This is a genomic window from Burkholderia sp. GbtcB21, from assembly GCF_019091065.1.
In the GTDB taxonomy this organism is placed as follows: domain Bacteria; phylum Pseudomonadota; class Gammaproteobacteria; order Burkholderiales; family Burkholderiaceae; genus Burkholderia; species Burkholderia pyrrocinia_C.
The window spans coordinates 229,636-249,443 of record NZ_JAGXKA010000009.1 but is presented as its reverse complement, the minus strand read 5'-3'; the positions used below and the strand labels follow the sequence as shown (position 1 = coordinate 249,443).

12 protein-coding genes and 2 pseudogenes are annotated in these 19,808 nt (G+C 59.1%); 5 read left to right on the top strand and 9 right to left on the bottom strand.

Translation table 11 applies throughout. The features are described from left to right. Positions 1-24: 24 nt before the first annotated feature. From KVT39_RS21580 to KVT39_RS38680, 5 genes and pseudogenes are all read right to left on the bottom strand, one after another. On the bottom strand, positions 25-2,205 hold the full coding sequence (locus KVT39_RS21580) for a DUF2235 domain-containing protein (protein ID WP_217590156.1): 2,181 nt from the start codon (positions 2,203-2,205) through the stop codon (positions 25-27). Further along, complete coding sequence (locus tag KVT39_RS21575; RefSeq protein WP_217590155.1) at positions 2,202-2,825, bottom strand: DUF3304 domain-containing protein; 624 nt, start codon at positions 2,823-2,825, stop codon at positions 2,202-2,204. Before KVT39_RS21575 ends, KVT39_RS21580 begins: the two co-directional genes overlap by 4 nt. A gap of 18 nt (positions 2,826-2,843) precedes the next feature. Next, complete coding sequence (locus tag KVT39_RS21570) at positions 2,844-5,366, bottom strand: type VI secretion system Vgr family protein (RefSeq protein ID WP_254640583.1); 2,523 nt, start codon at positions 5,364-5,366, stop codon at positions 2,844-2,846. A gap of 327 nt (positions 5,367-5,693) precedes the next feature. After that, positions 5,694-5,930: pseudogene (locus KVT39_RS21565) on the bottom strand (transposase); the annotation flags it as partial. Positions 5,931-5,989: 59 nt separating this feature from the next. Then, positions 5,990-6,151, bottom strand: a pseudogene (locus KVT39_RS38680) (hypothetical protein); the annotation flags it as partial. Positions 6,152-7,534: 1,383 nt separating this feature from the next. Here KVT39_RS38680 and KVT39_RS21560 point away from each other — a divergent pair. Genes KVT39_RS21560 through KVT39_RS21545 form a run of 4 tightly spaced genes read left to right on the top strand, consistent with a single transcriptional unit; the run spans position 7,535 to position 15,088 of the window. Further along, positions 7,535-10,006 (top strand): N-6 DNA methylase, encoded by a 2,472-nt coding sequence (locus KVT39_RS21560; RefSeq protein WP_217590153.1) that lies wholly within the window; start codon positions 7,535-7,537, stop codon positions 10,004-10,006. Then, positions 9,999-11,105, top strand: a complete 1,107-nt coding sequence (locus tag KVT39_RS21555) for a restriction endonuclease subunit S (RefSeq protein WP_217590152.1) — start codon at positions 9,999-10,001, stop codon at positions 11,103-11,105. Before KVT39_RS21560 ends, KVT39_RS21555 begins: the two co-directional genes overlap by 8 nt. Before the next feature lie 21 nt (positions 11,106-11,126). Then, the gene (locus KVT39_RS21550) at positions 11,127-14,396 is read left to right on the top strand and encodes a type I restriction endonuclease subunit R (protein WP_217590151.1); all 3,270 of its coding nucleotides are present in this window, start codon (positions 11,127-11,129) and stop codon (positions 14,394-14,396) included. Next, positions 14,393-15,088, top strand: a complete 696-nt coding sequence (locus KVT39_RS21545; RefSeq protein WP_217590150.1) for a M48 family metallopeptidase — start codon at positions 14,393-14,395, stop codon at positions 15,086-15,088. The genes KVT39_RS21550 and KVT39_RS21545 overlap by 4 nt, the downstream gene beginning before the upstream one ends. Before the next feature lie 140 nt (positions 15,089-15,228). Here KVT39_RS21545 and KVT39_RS21540 read toward each other — a convergent pair whose 3' ends face one another. Continuing rightward, entirely contained in the window at positions 15,229-15,456 is a 228-nt protein-coding gene (locus KVT39_RS21540; RefSeq protein ID WP_185732832.1) for a helix-turn-helix domain-containing protein, read from the bottom strand. Positions 15,457-15,705: 249 nt separating this feature from the next. Between KVT39_RS21540 and KVT39_RS21535 the strand changes: the two genes are divergently transcribed. Beyond that, positions 15,706-16,572 carry a GIY-YIG nuclease family protein gene (locus KVT39_RS21535; protein WP_124608579.1) on the top strand — a complete coding sequence of 289 codons (867 nt, stop codon included), beginning with the start codon at positions 15,706-15,708 and terminating at the stop codon, positions 16,570-16,572. Positions 16,573-16,707: 135 nt separating this feature from the next. On the opposite strand, the gene KVT39_RS21530 is transcribed toward KVT39_RS21535, so the two are convergent. From KVT39_RS21530 to KVT39_RS21520, 3 genes are all read right to left on the bottom strand, one after another. Beyond that, the gene (locus KVT39_RS21530) at positions 16,708-16,980 is read right to left on the bottom strand and encodes a hypothetical protein (RefSeq protein ID WP_124608580.1); all 273 of its coding nucleotides are present in this window, start codon (positions 16,978-16,980) and stop codon (positions 16,708-16,710) included. 201 nt (positions 16,981-17,181) lie between these two features. Beyond that, positions 17,182-19,512: a DUF3987 domain-containing protein gene (locus KVT39_RS21525; protein ID WP_217590149.1), complete on the bottom strand. Its 2,331-nt coding sequence runs from the start codon at positions 19,510-19,512 to the stop codon at positions 17,182-17,184. Beyond that, positions 19,502-19,792, bottom strand: a complete 291-nt coding sequence (locus tag KVT39_RS21520; RefSeq protein WP_124608582.1) for a hypothetical protein — start codon at positions 19,790-19,792, stop codon at positions 19,502-19,504. The genes KVT39_RS21525 and KVT39_RS21520 overlap by 11 nt, the downstream gene beginning before the upstream one ends. Positions 19,793-19,808 lie beyond the last annotated feature (16 nt).

Below are 19,808 nucleotides of genomic sequence, written 5' to 3'. Positions count from 1 at the left end.
CAAGGTAGCGGCTTCCGGCCCACTTCACGCCCAGCCGGCTCGGGTTTGGCCAGTGCCGAGGTCCAGTTGCGAAGCGTTTGATGCGAGGCCGAGATAGGCCTTGCGATTGTCCCCGCCTGCAAAAATGACTCGCGGGAAACCATATCCCCCAGGCGCATACTCATGGAAATACGGTACCCGGAACCAGCAGCGGCTGTCGTGCACGTAGTCGTCAAACAGGGTAATGGCGGCCGCAGGCAACTTATTCACGGCGTCGGGCGACGTGTGCTGGCGCAGGAATGATTCCACGCCAGGCAATGGCGCAGCCATCACGTCGTCCTGCACTCGATAATGTTGCACAATCGTCGACCAGGTCGAGTTGAGCAATATTCCGCTATACGCAAGTGTGACGCAGGGAGAGTCGCTCCCCGGTTGATCGTGCGCGACAACAAGAGTTGGCGGCACCTTGATCATTTCGCCACCGGGGATCACTACCGGACGATGTTCCGTACGCTTCACCTGCCACCGTTCGCACTGGTCCGGATACAGGTACCCCAGAAGCAGCCGCATTTCTTCCGCGCCCTGCCGCAGGTCGGTCTGATCATTGGTCACAACATCTAGCGGTCCTTCCCCCGGACGCGCAGGCTTGGGCTTATTGACCCCGGGATGAGCCACCGCGCCGGCCAGTTGTTCGTTGCGCCGATCCATTGCATCGCGAATCACCTTCACCTGAGGTGTCGAGCTCATGTACGACGCGTATCCGCCGATCGACGATGTCATAGCATTTGCCCGGAGGAGATCGTATTGCGACTGCAGCTTCTTCATCGTCGCATCGTTCTCTGCCGCCTTCGGGAGTGCCTGCTGAACCTTGTGCGGCGTCATCTGGTCTTCGTGGGCGCGCTTGAAGAATGGCTGTCCGGTGACATAGCGCTGCGGATTGCCGATATCCGCACGCAGCGTTCGCCATGCCAACATCTGACCTAGTCCGATCTTCAGCGCGTCTTCTACGCTGCTGACATTCTCGACGGTCTTGCGCCACGCATTGAACGCATCAATCAGTGACGGGGCAAGCGCGAAGTCGGCAACCAGATCTGCGCGTTTGCTTATCGAATCACTATCCACCAGCGGCACACCATACGAAGCCGCCTTCAGGTACATATCGTGCAGCGGGATCTGACTAAGCTTGTGGCTGTCGTCATTCGCTTTCGACGTGGCTCCTCCTTTGCCCTGTTCGTTGGGGGCGTAACCGCCACCCACGTCTGAATGGACGCCTGGATAGGCCACCTCTTCACGAATGCCGCCACCGTAGCTGTCCCCGTTGCGGATCGAGTCAAGCGGGAAACTCATGCGTTGCTCATGTACCGAGAACGCGTGATAGCAAAATCGCACATCCTTCGGGATATTAAGCCGGCCGTCGTCAGCGAATGCGAAGTGTCCGTCGAACGCGCCGAAGTCCACGGTTGCGCGCGTCGAGTCTGGTGGTCCGACGGAGGCAACCGTATCGAACAGACCGACGAAGTTGACCTTGTAGTTCAGTGCATACTTGCCAGTCTGGTAGCCAATCCGCCCATTCGGCGCCCATTCATTCATCAGCTTGTTCACGAACACGCGTGCGGATGCCGCCCCCCGCGAGAAGCCGATCACGTTGATCCAGATCTGCTTGACCGTCTGCGGATATCGTCCCTCATCGACGGCCTGCTTATGGGCGAGACCCAGTCGATCGGTGCAGCCGACCAGCGGGAGTTTGTGGCCATCGGCTACGGCTGCGCAAATGTCGTTGGCTTTGTCATCCGGAATCAGGATCCGGGTTTTGTCCGTAGCAATGGCCTTGTAAATGGCATTCAGTACCCTTGTATAGCCCCACACGCAACGACTGCCGAAACCCTTTGCCATCGACTTACCATCAGTCGAGTACGTCAGCTCGCCAATCTCTTTAAACGGAGTACCGACGCCGGGAATGTAGAACGCGAAAATCCCCTCTTCGTTCTTATCCTGCGCTGCGTTGTAGAGTCGAGCAACGTTGCTATGTGTACGAACGAGCGAATCCCGCAACGGATTGGTCTGTACGTCGTTGTTGTTCGTGCCGTCAAAGAACAGTGTGATGTGAAGCGTCTGGGGGCAGGACATCAAAGCATCGCACACCAGCGCGCGCCCTTTTCTCAACGCCGTGACACTGCCCGCCACACGTCCGCCCTGAGGCATCGGGTCGGCCCATTTGAGGCTCATTGCGCGTTTCCTCCGTCACGGTATAACCGATTCCATTCCTGATCCACCGCCCCATGTGCGATGTACGGATCATTGTCCGGGGGGCGTATGCCCGGATCGTTGGCATCGCCTTTCTGGCCATCGGCCACCATGATGCGGACGCGGTCACCCGGCAGGAACACGGCCCACAAGCCGCCCATGACTCGCCCATATTTCGGTATCCGAACGTTTTCTGCCTTGTACCAATACCCCGGTGTCTTACCGTCTTGCTTCTTGTCAACCAGCCAGCGCACCGTCAGCCTCAGATCCGGCTGCCATGCTGTAGGGATGTCACTGCAGCAAGTTTCCTTACCACCGCCGGACGGCTTGCCGTCCGCTCCCGCCGGCCATACATTAGGGCCACCACCAGTCACCCCTGACCCATCAGGTCCCTCGATCCCCCACTGATGGATGTACCAAGGGGTGTAGTTCAGCGTCAACGAACTCGCGCCGAGCGTGTCGTAGTGCTTCGGCAGGTTCGACAAGTCGAGTTGTTGCGCCACGGGGCCGGGATGCTTGTCGCATGCGCCAAGCCCAAACAGGGCAACAAGGGCGACGGTCTGGATCGTACGTCGCGCGTAACGGGGAAATCGGTCTGTCATCGTGAATAGGCCTACGGTTTAACGGGGCACCAGGGCTGCTCCGCCCCGGGCCGCCTTAAGCATGCATTCGACACAGATCTTCTTCGGCGACAGATCAACCATCTGGTCCTTCGGGCCCGGCAGGTCGTGGGTCGCCGCAAACGCAGTAAATTTACCCGTTGTGCCACTCACCACGCCGCTCGCGTCCATGTTCAAGAAACTGCCGTTGACCTCGACGCGGAATTTGTGCGCACGCAGCAGGATCTCCTCACTTTCCAGCAGGATCTGCTTCTGTGCCCGCGCCACAATGGACTTCGTCAGCGCGTTCAATACGATGTCGCCAGCCGCCGACACCAGGTGCATCGGACCGGTCTGCGCGAACAGGCGAAGGGTGTCGCGCACCGTCGCGAAGAAACTGCGGCCACTCGCAATACCAATATGACCTTCCGTCGTGATCGCGGCCTGCTGGGACGCCACATGTACGGTCGCTGGCGTTGTGATTTCGACACCGGCCTTGCCGTCGATCACCAAGTGCGGCTCCGACAACTCCGGAAACGTGTTGCTGCCGCTCCCGCCTGAGCCGCGGATCTGTTCGTTCTGTGCCGCAATGGTGTTGACGAGGTCAGCCTGATGGCCGTCAGCATCCTGTGCCTCGCTCTGCTGCGCGATCTTCGTCAGCGCATCATGCAGTTGCTGCGCTTTCCCGAGTCGATCGACAGTCTCGCCCATGTCTTTCGCCGCCGCGGTCGCGCCCGCGCGCGTCTCGGTCGTCACCAGCATGCCACGATTGGCGCGCAACACCCCCCAGGAATCCGTTGCCAATTCCCAACCGGTACCGCGCGCTTCGGCCCGCCCCGCGTTGCCGTCAATGCGAGTGTTGTACCCGACGACAAGGCGTGACTGCTCATGGTCGCTCGAAACTTGTACCTGCAGTTTCCCCGGTGTGTCGTCGGCCACAACCTGATTTGCCGCCGTACCTTCGAGGTCACGAGAGCGCAGACCTGATAGCGTCTGGTTATCCGGGAGCTTCCACTGCACAAAGTTGGTGCCGTTCGGAACGCGCCCTGTAATGATTGGGCGGTCCGGCGCGCCATCCAGGAATGACACGACAACTTCGTCACCGATGCGAGGGACATGAATCATCCCAAATCCCTCGCCCGCCCATGGATGGCTCACGCGGACCCAACAGGAGCTGCGCTCATCGCGTTGCCCGATCCGATCCCAGTGAAACTGCACCTTGACGCGGCCGAGTTCGTCGGTATAGATGCGTCGACCTTGCGGACCCACCACGGTCGCCGTCTGCATCTGCATGACGGGCTTACGGTGTTCGAACGGGCTGCGGAAGGGCACGGATTTGCGCTGCGCTTCGATCTCGATGAGGAAGAAGCCCTCTGAGCCATCGAAATGCGTGGGGCCGGAGGCAGGCTGCCCTCCGAAGTTTGCTTTCGCCTCAGCCAATCTCCCAGTCAGACTATGCGGTAGATCGCCGTGGTGGCTCGATCCCGGCAGGTTGTTCTCGATCAGCCAGGCCACTTCGATGACGGCAAATTCGCTGCGCTCACCAGGCTCGCGGTCGTGTTCCGGGTGCCCGGTCAGCTCAAACCACCGCCCGGCGTCGACGCCACGCAACCCGCCCGCGCCATAAAACCGCTTTGCGCGTGATTCCCATTCCTCCATGCGCACCTTGGAGAGGTGATCGCCCCGTTCCTGCTCGAGATAAGTATAGGGGCCGGTGTACTCATACATCTCCAACTGTTCCGGCAACTCCTGCGACACCGTCGGGATATTGGTGCCCTTCGGATTGGCGAGCGGCGACGGATACTTATAGTCAAATGTGCGCGTGGCCAGGATGGCACTATGGAGGGTTCGCACGCCGGACCAGTGAACCAACGCATCAACCTCGCTGTTCGTGCCGTATCTCGAGAATTGAACTGATCGCGCGGCGAGCGGCTCGCACGTATCCAAGTGATCCGTGATGGTCAGGGTGTGGGATTTGCCGTCGTCAGCCTGTTTCCAAATGCTGAACAGGCCTTCTTCTTCCATCAACCGGTGGACGAAATTCCAATCGTCCTCATACTGCGTACAGTACGATCTCGGCGGAAGCGGTTTTGCGAGTGCAAAATCGAATCGGCCTTTCGCGGGCGGATGCGCATTGAACACGTCCCTGAGGATTTCGTCGACGGGTTTGTCCTGCCAGATGCGCTGATCGCGGCGAAACTTCAGGAAATGCATCCATGACGCAAAACAGATCTGATAACTGGTCAACCCGCCTTCTGATCCCAGCCTTCGCACGGCATAGACATAACCGTTTCGGGGAAGGTAGGACTGATCTGCCTGCTGAATCCACAGCGTAATGGGTTGCCCGATCAGTTTTTTCAGCTTGAGGTCGCTGCGCGTTGACAGGACATCGATTGTGAAGTCGAAATGCCGGCCAATTCGGGACCAGCCGACAATGCGTTGGGGGAGCAATACACTATCCCCCAGCGGGGTATCGAGTTTCAGCAGACGGTCCTGCTGAAGCAGTCCCCCTTGAATCGCCCTCACGATGTCTTGCGCATCCATTTCCATCCCTTGTTACTTTTCGTTACTTACTTATTTATTGTCACTAATATGACACGGGCTCTCTTGCGCGATTCTACAGTCAAAAGGACACTTGGCAAGGTGAACCAAGGTCAAATACGAATCTGAGGCGGTGACGATGCTCGACCGGGCACTGTGTACACAGCCTGCTCAGCTCACGCCAAGCGGTGGTGCGCTCGCGCGGTTGCCGAGAAGTTTCCCCTCCATGAGCTGGCGAACATCACGGGGCATCGCGACACGAAGATGCTGATGCGGTATTACTGACCTGCCCCCCATCAATAGGGCCAATGGGCTTCTAGCAAAGTCCCTTTAAACCAACTCCTGGAAAGCGGCAGGAGTATCCGCGGTTGCCCGATGTTTCGCCGCAAACTCTGACGGCGCAAGGTAGTTCAGTGCGCTGTGCGGCCTTTGCTCGTTGTAGTCCTGACGCCATGCCGCGATGACTGCCCGAGCGTGCGCGAGCGTCGTGAACCAGTGCTCGTTAAGGCATTCGTCGCGGAACTTGCCGTTGAACGATTCGATGTACGCATTCTGCGTTGGCTTGCCTTTGCCAACTGTTTGTGTGTACCTGCGAGATCGTCGAAGGCCTTCCGGAGCCGAGCAATGAGTTTGGCGTTCTTCGCCTTCAGGCCGGATGCCAAGTCAGCCTTATACATGCGCAGCAGGTCGACGATGTGCTTATGGTCGCTTGTCCGTGTACTCACGTGGCACAGAAACGCACATTTTTGATCGGGGCTCGCTTCTCGCTTGAATGTCGCACCGATCATGAAAGTATCCAGCGCAGACAACAACGAGGCGGGCATCTGACTGCCCGGTGTGGGTTGGGATCCAGCGGACAAAGTCACGAGGTCCGCTAAGGGAAACTCACGAACGAGGTCGGCGCTGCGTTTGTCGAAAAAGTCGTCCCCCCCGACGTAGTCACCGCCAGGGTGACTTAGCACCGTAAACTTCGGCCGAAAGGCATGCTTGCCTTCTTGGAGGAATAGTGCTCCAGGAGTGGCGGTTAGCCGAGGAAGGGTTGCCAGTACTCGCACAACGCCTAGGCATTCCTCGTGATGAGTTGACTGACTCGTCGCTATTCGTCCTCGGACGCTACGGCGCGCATTTCTCCGGACACGCGAACGCCGACTTATGCGCAGCTTGGAGCAACTGGGGGCACTTTGAGCGCGAGCGAACGTTGCATTCGTCAGCAACGGTTCGCGAGATGTTCGTCAATCTTGTAGAGGACGTAACCGAAATCAAGCGTACCGTACAGCCCGAGTCCTTGACGTTGCCGCTGCCTGGCTTGGTCCTTGTCGTAAACCCAAACCGACGCCCCGCAGACATGGAGCTACCGTGAAATTTTCCGAGTGATAGCAGCAACAACGCCGTCACTGAAAGAGGTAGGTAAACGCGCCAACCCGTTCTGCTACGGCCCACCCGAAAGCCACGCTGTAGTCAAACTACGCTGCCTTGACTCGCTCTGCTTCCTCCCCATCTCTTGGAGAAGAATCGCACTAATTTGGGACGGGCCATGAGCAAACAAAAAGCCGGCTCGAGGCCGGCTTTGTCTGCGAAGCATAAAGCTGCACTTTGTCAACGGAAGCATAACTTTGCACCCAGTGCAAAATTATGCTTCCTGTCTCAATACGACCGAGCCCTTCAAATTCCGTTGGTGGAGCGGAGGACAACCAAACTACAACATGCAACCTATATCCAAGAAGGAAAAGACGCGCAACATTTCACGCGATACCCCCAAATCTACCCCCACTTCCACAATGCTGCCGGGCTAGTGCGCCCGTGAACGTGAGCAATACATCGTCTGATACCCCAACGAAGTTTTGCCGGTTAAACATCCCGCGAGCTGGCCCCTCTCTTACTGGACGAAAGAATTCTTTTTTTACACAGCCCCCCTCCAAGGGGGCCAGCCGACCGATCGACCGAGGTGGTCGACATGGTCGTCAATATAATTTTTCTATAAAAAGCAAATAGTTACAGATGTTGATATTGGCGGAGCAGTGCCAATCAGCGCGCAAGGCAATGAGAGCGGAGTCCATTCAATCCCTTGCCGAGGGTGGATACGGTAGCCTCGGGTTCCCGCCGCGCTAGAGCACTGAGGAAAATGCGTACAATCTCACGCCGGTACCTGCAACAACCAAAGCAAGATCTATATGCCCCTCACGCTTTCCCAGCTTGAGCGCCACCTCTTCAAGGCCGCTGACATTCTGCGCGGCAAGATGGACGCCTCGGAATTCAAGGAATACATATTCGGGATGCTGTTCCTGAAACGCTGTTCGGACGTCTTCGACCAGCGGCAGGAGCAGGTCATCCATAACGAACGCGAAGCCGGCAAAACCGAGACCGAGGCTCGCAAGATTGCCGAGCTGAAGCGATGGTACGGCGAGTCGTTTTATGTCCCACCCGATTCACGGTGGGAGTACTTGGTCAATGAGGCACATCAGGACGTCGGCGGATTTTTGAACCGCGCGCTCGGAGGTCTCGAGAACAACAACAGCAGCTTGGGCGAGGTGCTAGAGCACATCGACTTTTCGAGGAAGGTCGGGCAGGCGAAGATCCCCGACATCAAGCTGCGTCAGTTGATCACCCACTTCAGCCTCCATCGCCTGCGCAACGAGGACTTCGAATTCCCCGACCTGCTCGGTGCGGCATATGAGTACCTGATCAGAGAGTTCGCAGACTCGGCGGGGAAAAAGGGCGGCGAGTTCTATACTCCCCGGTCGGTTGTCCGGATGATGGTCCGCTTGGTAAAGCCGCAGCAGAACCACAGCGTTTACGACCCATGCGTCGGGTCCGGCGGTATGTTGATCCTCTCGAAGGAATACATCGACGAGCACGGGCAAGATGGCAGCCGCGCCGAACTGTACGGGCAGGAGGCTAACGGTACGGTATGGTCGATCGCCAAAATGAACATGCTTCTGCATGGCATTGCCACCGCCGACCTACGTAACGAGGATACGCTGGCTGAGCCGCAGCACATTGAGGGCGGCGAGCTTATGCGGTTCGATCGCGTGCTGAGCAATCCGCCGTTTTCAATCAATTGGGGGACCACGGACACCGACCGGATGGGGCAGTCCGTGTGGGCGCCGCAGTTCCGCGCAGAACGATTCAAGTATGGGGAAGTGCCACTCGGCAGCAAGAAGGCCGACCTGATGTTCCTGCAGCACATGATTGCGGTGCTGCGTGACGGCGGGCAACTCGCCACGGTGATGCCGCATGGCGTCCTGTTCCGTGGCGGCGAGGAAGGCGCAATCCGCAAGGCCATGATCGAGGCCGATTTAGTGGAGGCCGTGATTGGACTGCCCGCCAATCTGTTCTACGGGACGGGCATCCCGGCGTGCATCCTGGTGTTACGTCAGCGCCTCGGGCACGCGAGCGGCAAGCCGCGCGACCGGCAAGGCAAGGTGCTGTTTATCAACGCCGCCCGCGAATACTTCGAGGGCCGGGCGCAGAACTACCTCCTTCCCGAGCACATCGAGAAAATTGTTAGCACGTTTGACGCATTCGCCGATGTGCCGAGCTTCTCGGCCGTCGTGAGCGTCGCGGCGCTGCGTGAGAACGACTACAACCTCAACATCCGCCGCTACGCGGATAATGCGCCGCCGCCCGAACCCCACGACGTCCGGGCGCATCTTGTTGGCGGCATACCGAAGGCCGAGGTTGAATCACAAGCGGCGCTGTTTACGGCTCACGGGCTCGAGGTCGGCGCATTGCTGGTCGCTCGCGGAAACACGGGGCAGGACGCCGACTACATGCAGTTTCGTCCCGAAGTAGCCGATCGTCAGTCGATCAAGACGCTGATCGAACGACACCCCGGCGTCGTGGCTCGAGAAGAATCCCTGTGGGAGACCTTCAGCGCTTGGTGGAATGACCACAGCCCCCGCATTCGCGCATTGGGAACCGGGGACGGATTCGTTGCAGTCCGCTCGGACCTCCTTGAGAGCTTCAGCGCGGCGCTGGAGCCACTTCGTATGCTGGATCGGTTTGAGGTGCAGGGCATCATCGCCGGCTTCTGGGAGAGCGCGAAATATGAGTTCCAAACGCTGATGGCCCGCGGCGCGAAGGGCGTCGTCGACGCATGGCGCACGAGCATCCTGACGGCGCTCGAGGACGAGAAATCGAAGGGGAATCCCCACGAGCATAAGCTCGTGAAGTTCCTGATGGCCGATTTCATCGAGGAGCTTGCTGAGCTGGATGAGAAAAAGGCCGAGCTGGAAGCGCAGATCAAGTCGGCGACGGAAGCAAATGCAGAACCCGACGACGACGAAGCGACTAATGACGATGCCGAATCGGCGGTGGATGAAGCTCAGATCAAGGAGTGGAAACGAGAACTGGCGGATCTCAAGAAGCGACTCAAAGCCAAAGAGCAAAGCTTCGTGCGCCAGCTAAATTCCGCGGCCGACGCGCTAGATGAGGCCGAAGCTGGCGCGGTGCTTTTGACGATTCTGCGCAACGACATGCAGACCATCGTCGAGCGATACAAAGGCGCGCATCGCAAACAGGTCGTTGCAGCGTTCGAGAACTGGTGGGACAAGTACGGCGTCACGCTGACTGATATCGAGAGCAAGCGGGACGCGGCGGCGAACGCTCTGCAGGGGTTCTTGAAGGGGCTGGGCTATGTCTAAGCTCGATTCGCTCCTCACCTTGGAATACGGTGCAGCGCTACCGGCTGACAAGCGATCGGGTGCCGGTTTCACTGTGTTTGGCGCAAACGGCGAGGTCGGTAGGCACAGTGCATACCTAGTAGCTGATTCCGGAATCGTGGTTGGCCGCAAGGGCAGTGTAGGAAAAGTTACGTGGTCCGAGGAGCCCTTTTGGCCGATCGACACGACCTACTGGGTGAACTGCTCGCGAGAGAACAAGCGCTGGCTTTTCTGGGTTCTGTCATGGCTGCCTCTTGACCGCCTCGACACATCGACGGGGATCCCTGGGCTAAATCGAAACGATGTCTATGGGCTAAACATCAACGTACCTCCTCAACAGGAACGTCGCTGTATTGCGGAGTTGCTCGACACCCTGGACACCGCCCTCCGGGAAACCGAAGCGATCACCGCTAAGCTCAAGCTCATCAAACAGGGACTGCTGCACGATTTGCTGACACGCGGGATCGACGAGAATGGGGAGCTGCGTCCACCCCGCTCTGAAGCGCCTCATCTGTATAAAGAATCGCCTTTTGGGTGGATTCCGAAGGAGTGGGACCTCACGCAGCTCGGTAAAGTGGCGGCATTACAGCGTGGGTATGACATTGTTGAGGCCGACTTCGCTCCTGGGCCATACCCGGTTATTTCTTCTTCCGGCATCGTTGGGTACCACGCGGTATCGACCTCTCGAGGTCCGAACGTAGTTGTCGGGCGCAAAGGTTCCATTGGAACGGTCCACCACGTGGTAACGGATTTCTGGGCTCACGACACAAGCCTCTTCGTAACGAATTTCTTCGGTAACGACATACAGTTCATTTTCCATCTGTTCACCTATCTGAGGCTCGGTCAGTATGGAACCAAATCTGGCTCGCCATCACTCAATCGAAACGATATTCACCCTTTGTGGATCGGCCGACCCAACGTGGATGAGCAAAGGATGATCGTATGCGCACTCGCTGTTCACGACGACGCCATCCGTGAGACAGCACAAGAATTGGAAAAGCTTAAGAAGCTGAAACCCGGCTTGATGGACGACATCCTCACCGGCCGAGTACGCGTCACGCCTCTGCTGGCGCAGAAATAAGAACACACTACGGGGTGCGTTATGGGATGGGAACTCGAAGAAGTTGAAAAACCGTTCGTCGTCCAACTCAAGCAGATGAAGTGGATGCACATCGAGGGCGACATCGACAACCCAGCCGCCACTGGCCGCACCCGCTTTTCCGAGGTCATTCAGGAAGCTACGCTACGCGAGCAGCTGCGCACCTTGAATCTCGGCCCCAAAGGTGAGCCGTGGCTCGACGACGCACGCGTTTCAGAGGCCGTCGCGTCCCTCACCCGGCTTGGGACGCACAAGCTGATGGAGTCCAACCAAAAGGCCACCGAACTGCTCATCAAAGGCATGACGGTCGAGGGCCTTCCAGGGTGGGACGGCGGGCGCGGCCAGACCATCCACTACATCGACTGGGAACACCCAGAACGCAACAAGTTCACCGTCGCCAACCAGTACCGCGTGGACTGCCCCCCCGGCTATAACAGCGGCAAGGCATTCATCGTGCCTGACCTCGTGCTGCTGGTGAACGGCATTCCGCTTGTCGTCGTTGAATGTAAGAGCCCGTCGATTCCCGAGCCGTTAGCCGACGCCGTCGACCAGTTGCGGCGCTATACAAACCAGCGTTTTGCGGATCACGAAGTCGACAACAACGAAGGCAACGAGACGCTGTTCCACACCAACCAGCTGCTGATCGCGACCAGCTTTGATGAGGCGCGTGTCGGAACCATTGGCGCGGCGTTTCGCCACTACGCTGCTTGGAAAACGGTCGTCCCGCACACCGAAGACCAAGTTGCCGCCGCGCTCGGCAAGACGCAGTTATCGGCGCAAGAGCGCCTCATCGCGGGCCTACTGGACAAGACGACCCTACTCGATGTGGTCCGCCACTTCATTTTGTTCATGCAGGTCGACGGCCAAAACGTAAAGGCATTGTGTCGTTACCAGCAATATCGCGCCGTCACCCATGCAATCAAGCGTCTTCGCACCGGTGAAACGCGACTCGAGGACGGCGAGCACGATCGCCGCGGCGGCATCATCTGGCATACCCAAGGGTCCGGCAAGAGCCTGACCATGGTGTTCCTCGTACGTAAACTCCGCACGGACTCGAAGCTCCGCCGCTTCAAGGTGGTAATTGTCACCGATCGGACCGACCTCGAGAAACAGCTGTCGGGTACGGCGTCGCTGACAAACGAAACGGTAGAGAAGGCGACCTCGGCTACCGGGCTGCGGCGGCTGCTACGTGTCCACGGACCAGGACTCGTATTCGGCATGATCCAGAAGCAGCGCGGCGACGACGTCGTGATCGATTCTGGTTCGGCGGGCGACCCGCCCAACTCCCATGCACCCCAGATCGCGGAGCCGATCAACGAGGACGACACCATCCTCGTGCTGGTCGATGAAGCGCATCGGAGCCAGGCGGGCGATCTGCACGCTGCCCTCCAAGCGGGCCTTCCCAACGCCGCGCGCATCGGTTTTACAGGCACACCCATCTTGATGGGCGAGAAGAAGCGAACGCACGAGATTTTTGGCGACTTTATCGATCGCTACACGATCCGGGAGGCCGAGGCGGACGGCGCCATCGTCCCCATCCTCTACGAAGGCCGCACTGCGAATGGCGCGGTGAAAGATGGGGCGAACCTCGACGAACTCTTTGAAGACTTATTTCGCGATCACACCGCCGAAGAGCTGGAGGCCATTAGGCAGAAATACGCCACTAAGGGGCATATCTTCGAAGCGCCCGCGCTCATCGCGGACAAGGCGCGCGACATGCTGCGCCACTACGTGACAAATATCTTGCCGAATGGGTTCAAGGCGCAAGTGGTCGCCTATAGCCGGTTGGCGGTCGTGCGGTACTACGAGGCGTTGCTTGCCGCCCGCGATGAGCTCCTTGCGGAAGCAGAAGCACTCAGCCCCGAAGATAAAGCGCTCGACGAAGAATCGCTCTGCAGCCGGCCACGGGACGTTCAAGCCCAGGTGCAGGCATGGCGATACCGCGAGACATTGCAGGCGCTCGAGCTCGCGCCGGTATTCTCGGGCAGCAACAACGATGACCCGGCGTGGAAACAGTGGACCGATAGCTCGGCGCAGGAGCAGCGCATCGAGCGTTTCAAGAAGCCGCTCTTTCATGCGGATACCAGCAAAACCGACGCGCTCGCGTTCTTGATCGTCAAATCAATGTTGCTCACGGGCTTCGACGCGCCGGTCGAGGGGGTCATGTATCTGGACCGCCCCATCCGGGAAGCTGAGCTGCTGCAAACGATCGCTCGCGTGAACCGCACGGGCTACGGGAAGCAGTTCGGGATCGTAGTCGACTATTTCGGCCTCGCGCATCATCTGAAGGAGGCGCTTGCTGTCTACGCCGCTAGCGATATCGAGGGAGCGCTACAAAGCTTGAAGGACGAGCTGCCGGTGCTTCGCGATCGCCACATCCGCGTCGTCGATCTATTCCGTCAACGTGGGATTGAGAACCTCGCGGATCATGAGGCGTGTGTCGAGGCACTGCAGGAAGAGCGGCTTCGCGCAGAGTTCACCGTTAAATTCAAGCAATTCCTCGAAATGCTTGATGTAGTATTGCCGCGCCCTGAAGGCTTGCCATTTTCCCCGGATGCCAAGCTGCTGGCCTTCATCTATGCGCGCGCCCGCAATCGCTACCGTGACACGCCTGTGCTGGGCAAAGACATCGGCGCAAAAGTGCGCAAACTGATCGATGACCATGTGCTCTCGATGGGCGTCGACCCGAAGATCCCGCCGGTGTCGTTGACCGATGCTGAATTTGCGACGAAGGTCGCCCGGGAGCCCAACGATCGCGCCAAAGCCTCGGAGATGGAGCACGCGATCCGCGCGCATATCCGGGAGCACATGGACCAGGACCCCGTGACGTATCGGAAGCTGAGCGAGCGACTTCGTGACCTGCTGGCGCGGCTCGGGGAGCAGTGGAACGAACTGGCCGCTGCCTTACAGGGCTTGATTGATCAGATCCAAAGCGGACGGGTTGCACACGACGATCGGCTGCCCGATCTCCCGGCACACTACGGTCCGTTTTTGCGGCTGATGGTGGACGCGACAGTCGGGGAAGACGGCTTGACTGAGGCCGAGCGTCAGCGTCTCGTGGACTTGGCGGTGGAGGTAGTTGACATGATCGCTGCGGAGTTGACCCCGAACTTCTGGCGCCCAACGCGACGGCCAGCACAAGACGCGCTGAGCAGTCGTATCTTCGAGCTATTGATGCGCTCGCGGTTATTGCCGGCGCCGCAGATCGAAGCGTTGGTCGACAAGCTCATCGAACTCGCCCGCGCTAACCACGCCCAGTTGGTAAGTGTATGAAGACGCTGTCCGTGAACGATCTTCGATTTCAAGTGCGCCGCAGCGCCGCGCGGCGATCGCTTGAAATCATCGTGGATCGTGACGGCGATCTCATCCTCTCAGCCCCGTCTGAGGTCGATGAGGCGGCACTGCGTGAATTCGTGCTTCGCAAGCGCATGTGGGTCTACAAACAACTCGCGCGCAGGGAGGTGCTCAGTCGCGAGGTGCGCCGCAAAGAGTTCACAGACGGCGAGGGATTTCTCTACCTCGGCCGCAGTTACCGCTTACGGCTGGTACCGGAACTCGACGTCGCAGTGAAGCTGCAGAGCGGACGCTTCTTGATGCCTAAGCGGCTTATCACGGAAGGCAGGCAGCATCTGATCCGCTGGTATTGTGATCGAGGGGCACGATGGTTGTCGGAAAAGGTAATGGAGTACGCAGCGCGGATGGAGGTGCACCCGACCAGTATCCGCGTTCAGGACCTCGGTTACCGGTGGGGCTCATGCGGCAAGGGGGCGCGACTCTACTTCCACTGGAAGACGATCCTCCTCCCTGCGCGTATTGCCGAGTACGTCGTCGTGCATGAAATGGCCCATCTGCACGAACCTCACCATACACCTGAGTTCTGGCGGCGAGTCGAACGAGCGATGCCGGATTTTGAGCGGCGACGAACTTGGCTTGCCGAGCACGGTGTTGAGATTGAGGGAATTTGACTGCCACGCGCATAGAACGCACAAGGTAATCCACGAATAGTCGATCTCGGGGCAAGCTGATGCCCGATACTGCCCCTATAAAGCGCCTCGTGCTATGGCACCGTCCGTCCCGTGCAGATCAGGCAACAACCGTACCGACCCTAGCCGAGGCTTTCCAAAACGTATGCAGGGTTGATACCTAAGATTCGGGCAAGTTCCAGAAATTCGATCACGTCGATTCGGCGTTCGCCAACCTCAATTTTTGCGACGAAAGACTGTGGCCGTCCGAGGCGCGCAGCCAACTCCGCCTGACTGAGCCCGCTCGCTTTCCTAGCCGCGATGAGGTGATCGAGCAGCGCGCGGTACTGCGGGGTATGGGTGGATTTCACCAAGGCTGACCGTGGGAGCCGGAGAGCCTTGAGTAATTAAACCTGTTTTAGGATAATCCCAAAATAGGATTGAAAAGTTGAAATGTAGGACCTATCGCTACAGGTACGGACTGTCCGCGTTCTTTACTACTGGCTGGCTGTGAGCAGCTCATTTGTGCGCTCCGCCACGTGCTGGACGGGCTACGAGAAAAGGGCGGAGGAAGCTGCCTAGTTCAGTGCTCCCTGTCGCGGGCGGCGTATGAGCCACAGGTGGACAGTCGAGCAGCGTATGCGCCACAGGCAGATCATGCGCCGCAGGCCACTCGTGCCACCGCAAAAACATCGAGCGATGCGGGAGACAGTATGGGCGGCTATGTTTATGTAATGACTAACAAGTCCGTGCGCGGCCTTGTCAAAATAGGTAAGACGAATCACCCTCCCCATCAGCGCGCAAAGGGCCTCGACCGCGGCCAACTGCCCTACAGTTACGAGGTGCGGCACTTCGTCCAGGTACCTCATCCCCACCGGGTCGAAAAAGAGGTCCACGCTCGTCTCGCCGAGTTCCGCGAAACGCGTGGCCACGAGTGGTTCCACTGTTCGATCGACGATGCGATCTCTGTTGTCGAGGAGATCGCACGAGACGCGGCGAACTTCCCTCAATTTGATGAAGAGAGCCGTCGTCAGAAGATCCTTCGCACAGAGCAGCGTGCCACGACTGAGCAGTTAAGGCTTGAACAGCAGGGGGCACGGGTTCGGGCAGCGTATGCATATGAGCCGCCGATGAGCGCCACCGGCGACCTGGGGCCGCTTCTCTGGCATTTGAGACCGGCAAGAGGAAGCCGTGTGCAGCATTTCACGGATTTCTTCACGACCAGAAAGGCGACAGAGCCCGCACTGACCTTCACGGAGTACAGACGCTACCTGAAAGCAATAAAGGCCCAATGCGAAGCACTCGGGATCACGGATGAAAGTAGCTGCCGCGACTTAGCCACTGCTGTAAAGAGTGTGTATGGCGCGATACCGCTGTCGATGCAACGGGAAGCGATCACAAAGCGCAAGCAACGCGAAGCCAAGCAATCGGCGACGTGCGCGCGTAAGCCCACGGCAGGACTGACCAAGCCGAAAAAAGCGAAATAGAAGGCGTCCTGCAGCGTCGCGCTTGCGCTTTACGATCGCGCGATCCCGGAATAGCTAGTGGTCAGGTGAGCGCGCGGGTGACCCAAGAACTATTCCGCGCGCAACTGGGACTTTAGAATAGCAGGATCGATATCTTCAGTACTCCGCCTGAGGCGGGACCCAGTACCGGTGATATTGACCACGCGAGTTCCAGCGACGCTTGCGCTGCCAGCCAAGTTCGAGCAACACCGGACTGATGTACTTCCCCTGTGTCGCGAGTGCGCGCTCGAACTCCACCATGGAAAACGGGCGATTGCGCGCGATTTCCGGCAGCGTGCAGTACCAGTCCACGAACCGCTTCTGGAGAGGCAATCGGGCTGGCAGTGTAGCCTCCGCCATGCGATTCAGTTGCTTGATGTATGCACTCATGGACATTCTCGCTGGTGGTTAGGTTGGTACCGCGTTGTTACAAGAGTTTTGTCCGGATGCGAGGCCCGAAAGCCTCGCCTGGTTTGTCAGTGTTGTCAGTGCACATCTGGCAATTGTGCTTTGGATGCCAGATTACATATGTAGGAATACATATTAATTAATATCCAGTGACGCACTGACAACACTGACACAACTACCCCCCTACGACTTGATCAGTGCAGGATTGATGCGGCAGCGCTCCGTCTGCTTGCCATTGCTCTCGATACGCTCCACGACCAGCCAGTGATGATCCGCGAGGATTTCGATCGCCTGCCGGCAGAGTGATGGAGTCGTAAGCCCCGTCCAGCACTTGCGGCTGACGTCACGGAGGGTGAAGCCGTCCTCCAGTTTGCCCGCCTTGATCGCTTCGCCCAGCGCCCGCGCTGCGTGTGCGTCACTGCGGATCGAGTAGTGGTAAATTCGCTCCGCGTGCCGCCTCAGGAACGAACTCCAGCCAATGGCGAGACAGAGTGCCTCTTTGCCAACGGGCCCTGAACGTCCTTCGGCAAGGTGAAAGATCAGGGCGAGCGACGGGACCAGACTCGGATACTTGGCAAAGTGCGAGGCGACCGCACCATGCTCGGTGCGCTTGATTACGCGCATGAGCTTGATATACCACGCGTTGAACACCTGCTGTGCGTCGACATCAAAACGCAGATGCCACTGGGCATTGGCCCCGACATTGTCACATTGAGCGCCGAGCGAAACCGGATCAAGCTGGGCGAGCCGCTGAACTAGTGCCGACACAAATGCGGCTGCCTGCAGGTCCGGGGGTTCGTCGACCAGCTCCGGCGATTCGGGCTCCATGGGATACACCGCGAGCTGAAAGCGCTGGACCAGTCCGTCGTCCCCTACTCCCCCACGCATGGCCGACGCCAGGTGCGCCTCGACGACGCCGGGCTGGGTGGTGCCCAGAACCGACAGGATTGCGCGCTCGATACGGACGCTACCGCGACCGATGCGGTCAAAGTTATAGCTGCTGTCACCCGTCCATGCCTGCAGGACAAACCCGCGCTTGTTGGCGTTCTCTTCACCCTCCAGTTCGGCCAGAAAGCCCTTCAGCTCGTCCCGGAACAGCAGCACGCCGTTCGGATTCTCGGCAAGGATTTCGCCGAGCTTTTCCACGGTGACATCGTTGACCACGTAGCGCGTACGCTTCGGCAGGACAGGCTCTTGTTGCATGATTGATGTCATGCTATTGGCAGTCGCACTGATCTGTTGGAGCGCGGCGCTGTTGCCCTTGGCCTTCGTTTTCACTTGCCCGATGGCGAGGTCATACGCCGTCTTCTGCGCGCGAAAGCTCAGGAGTGCCGCTTCGTGCTTTGCGAGCGCCTCACGGTCAAGCGCGTACAAGGGAGCCAGGGCGGCCGCCATTGCCGGTGACTTCAGGCTGCCGGGACGTCCGATGATCAACCCCCACAGGTTCGGCGTAACGGTCCAGTTGTCGCGCTGCTTGGGGCGAATGGACAGGCGACCGCCGATCACGGCCGACAGAGCAACCAGCAGGCCCACAGCCGGGTAGTCGGGCGGGCACTGCAGGCGGTGGGCCGTGTCGCTGACCCAGTCGCTCAGGCCCCGGGGCAACAGCCGTCGTGTGTCAAGGGGCGGGACAACCGGCATGCCCGTCGGCAGATCAAGGGGAGCGCGCAAGATGATCGGCGAAGACACGGCGAGCGCGCGGCCAGGTCGATACCTGCTCACGCTGCGAATGATAGCCTCGACCTCCGAGGCCGGCAGGGGCGGGACGCAACGGGCCTTGTTTTCGGCGTGCAGTGCCGCGCTCAGTGCTTCGGCTGACGCGCCGCCGTGGTGGAGCTTGCCCGCCAGTGAAGTCAGCGCGTTGTTGCGGCCGCCTTCGGCGATCATACCGGTCGCCTGGCTGACCGCGACGGCGTTGATCGCAGGAGGCTGCAGTGCGACGAGTGCACGGATGAACGCGTGCAGTTCTTCGCGCTCGGCAGGGGAGATGCGCACAATCGACGCCAGCGCGCCGGACTGGAGTTGATACCGCTTGCATCCGTCGTCGCCGGCAAAGGTGGTTGGCGCGATCACCACGAAGCCGCCCTCACCACGGGTTTCAATCTTCAGGTGCTCATTGAGCATCTGATTGCGGCCAGCGGACTCGCAGAAGTAGAGCAGATGAGCCCCCTTCGGTGACATTTCCGCATACCCAACCTCGATGCGCGCGACCAGCGGAGAGACTTCGGAAGTCTTCGCCGCCTGCCGGAACAGCTGATAGCCCGAGAGAGTGTCGAAGTCCAGACATTCGAGCCCGCCACTGATCTTGCCGCACACAAGCCCGACCGTCGTGAACTGATTTGTGGCGTACAGATGCTCGATATGAGACGACGACGGATGCTGATGCTGATACTTGCGCCACAGGCCAAACGGCTTCTTCGGGTTTGACGGCGCCATGTGGCCCGCTGCGGGAATCGCGCACAGGCCCATCGAAAGTGCGGCAAGCGCCGTTTCCAAGCATGCGTTATTTGCCATGCTTACCCCCGGCCGCGATCTTGGCGCGCTCCTTGCGGGCGAGCATGTGCAGCGCTTCCACGCCCCGCGAGTAGCGTTCGATCACCGAATAGGGGATCTTCGAAGCCTTGCTGGCGTCGCGCAACAGGGCTGCCGCCTTCGCCACAAGCTTAGGCTTCCTCGACGCGCGGAGGTAAGCCGCCATGGAGGCGCGCTGCATGCACAAGATGGCCATCTCCTCGGTTGCCGGGTCGTCGAACCAAGGCTTCATCACGCTCATGTCTTCGATCATCGTATTCATTTCTTCACCCTTTCGT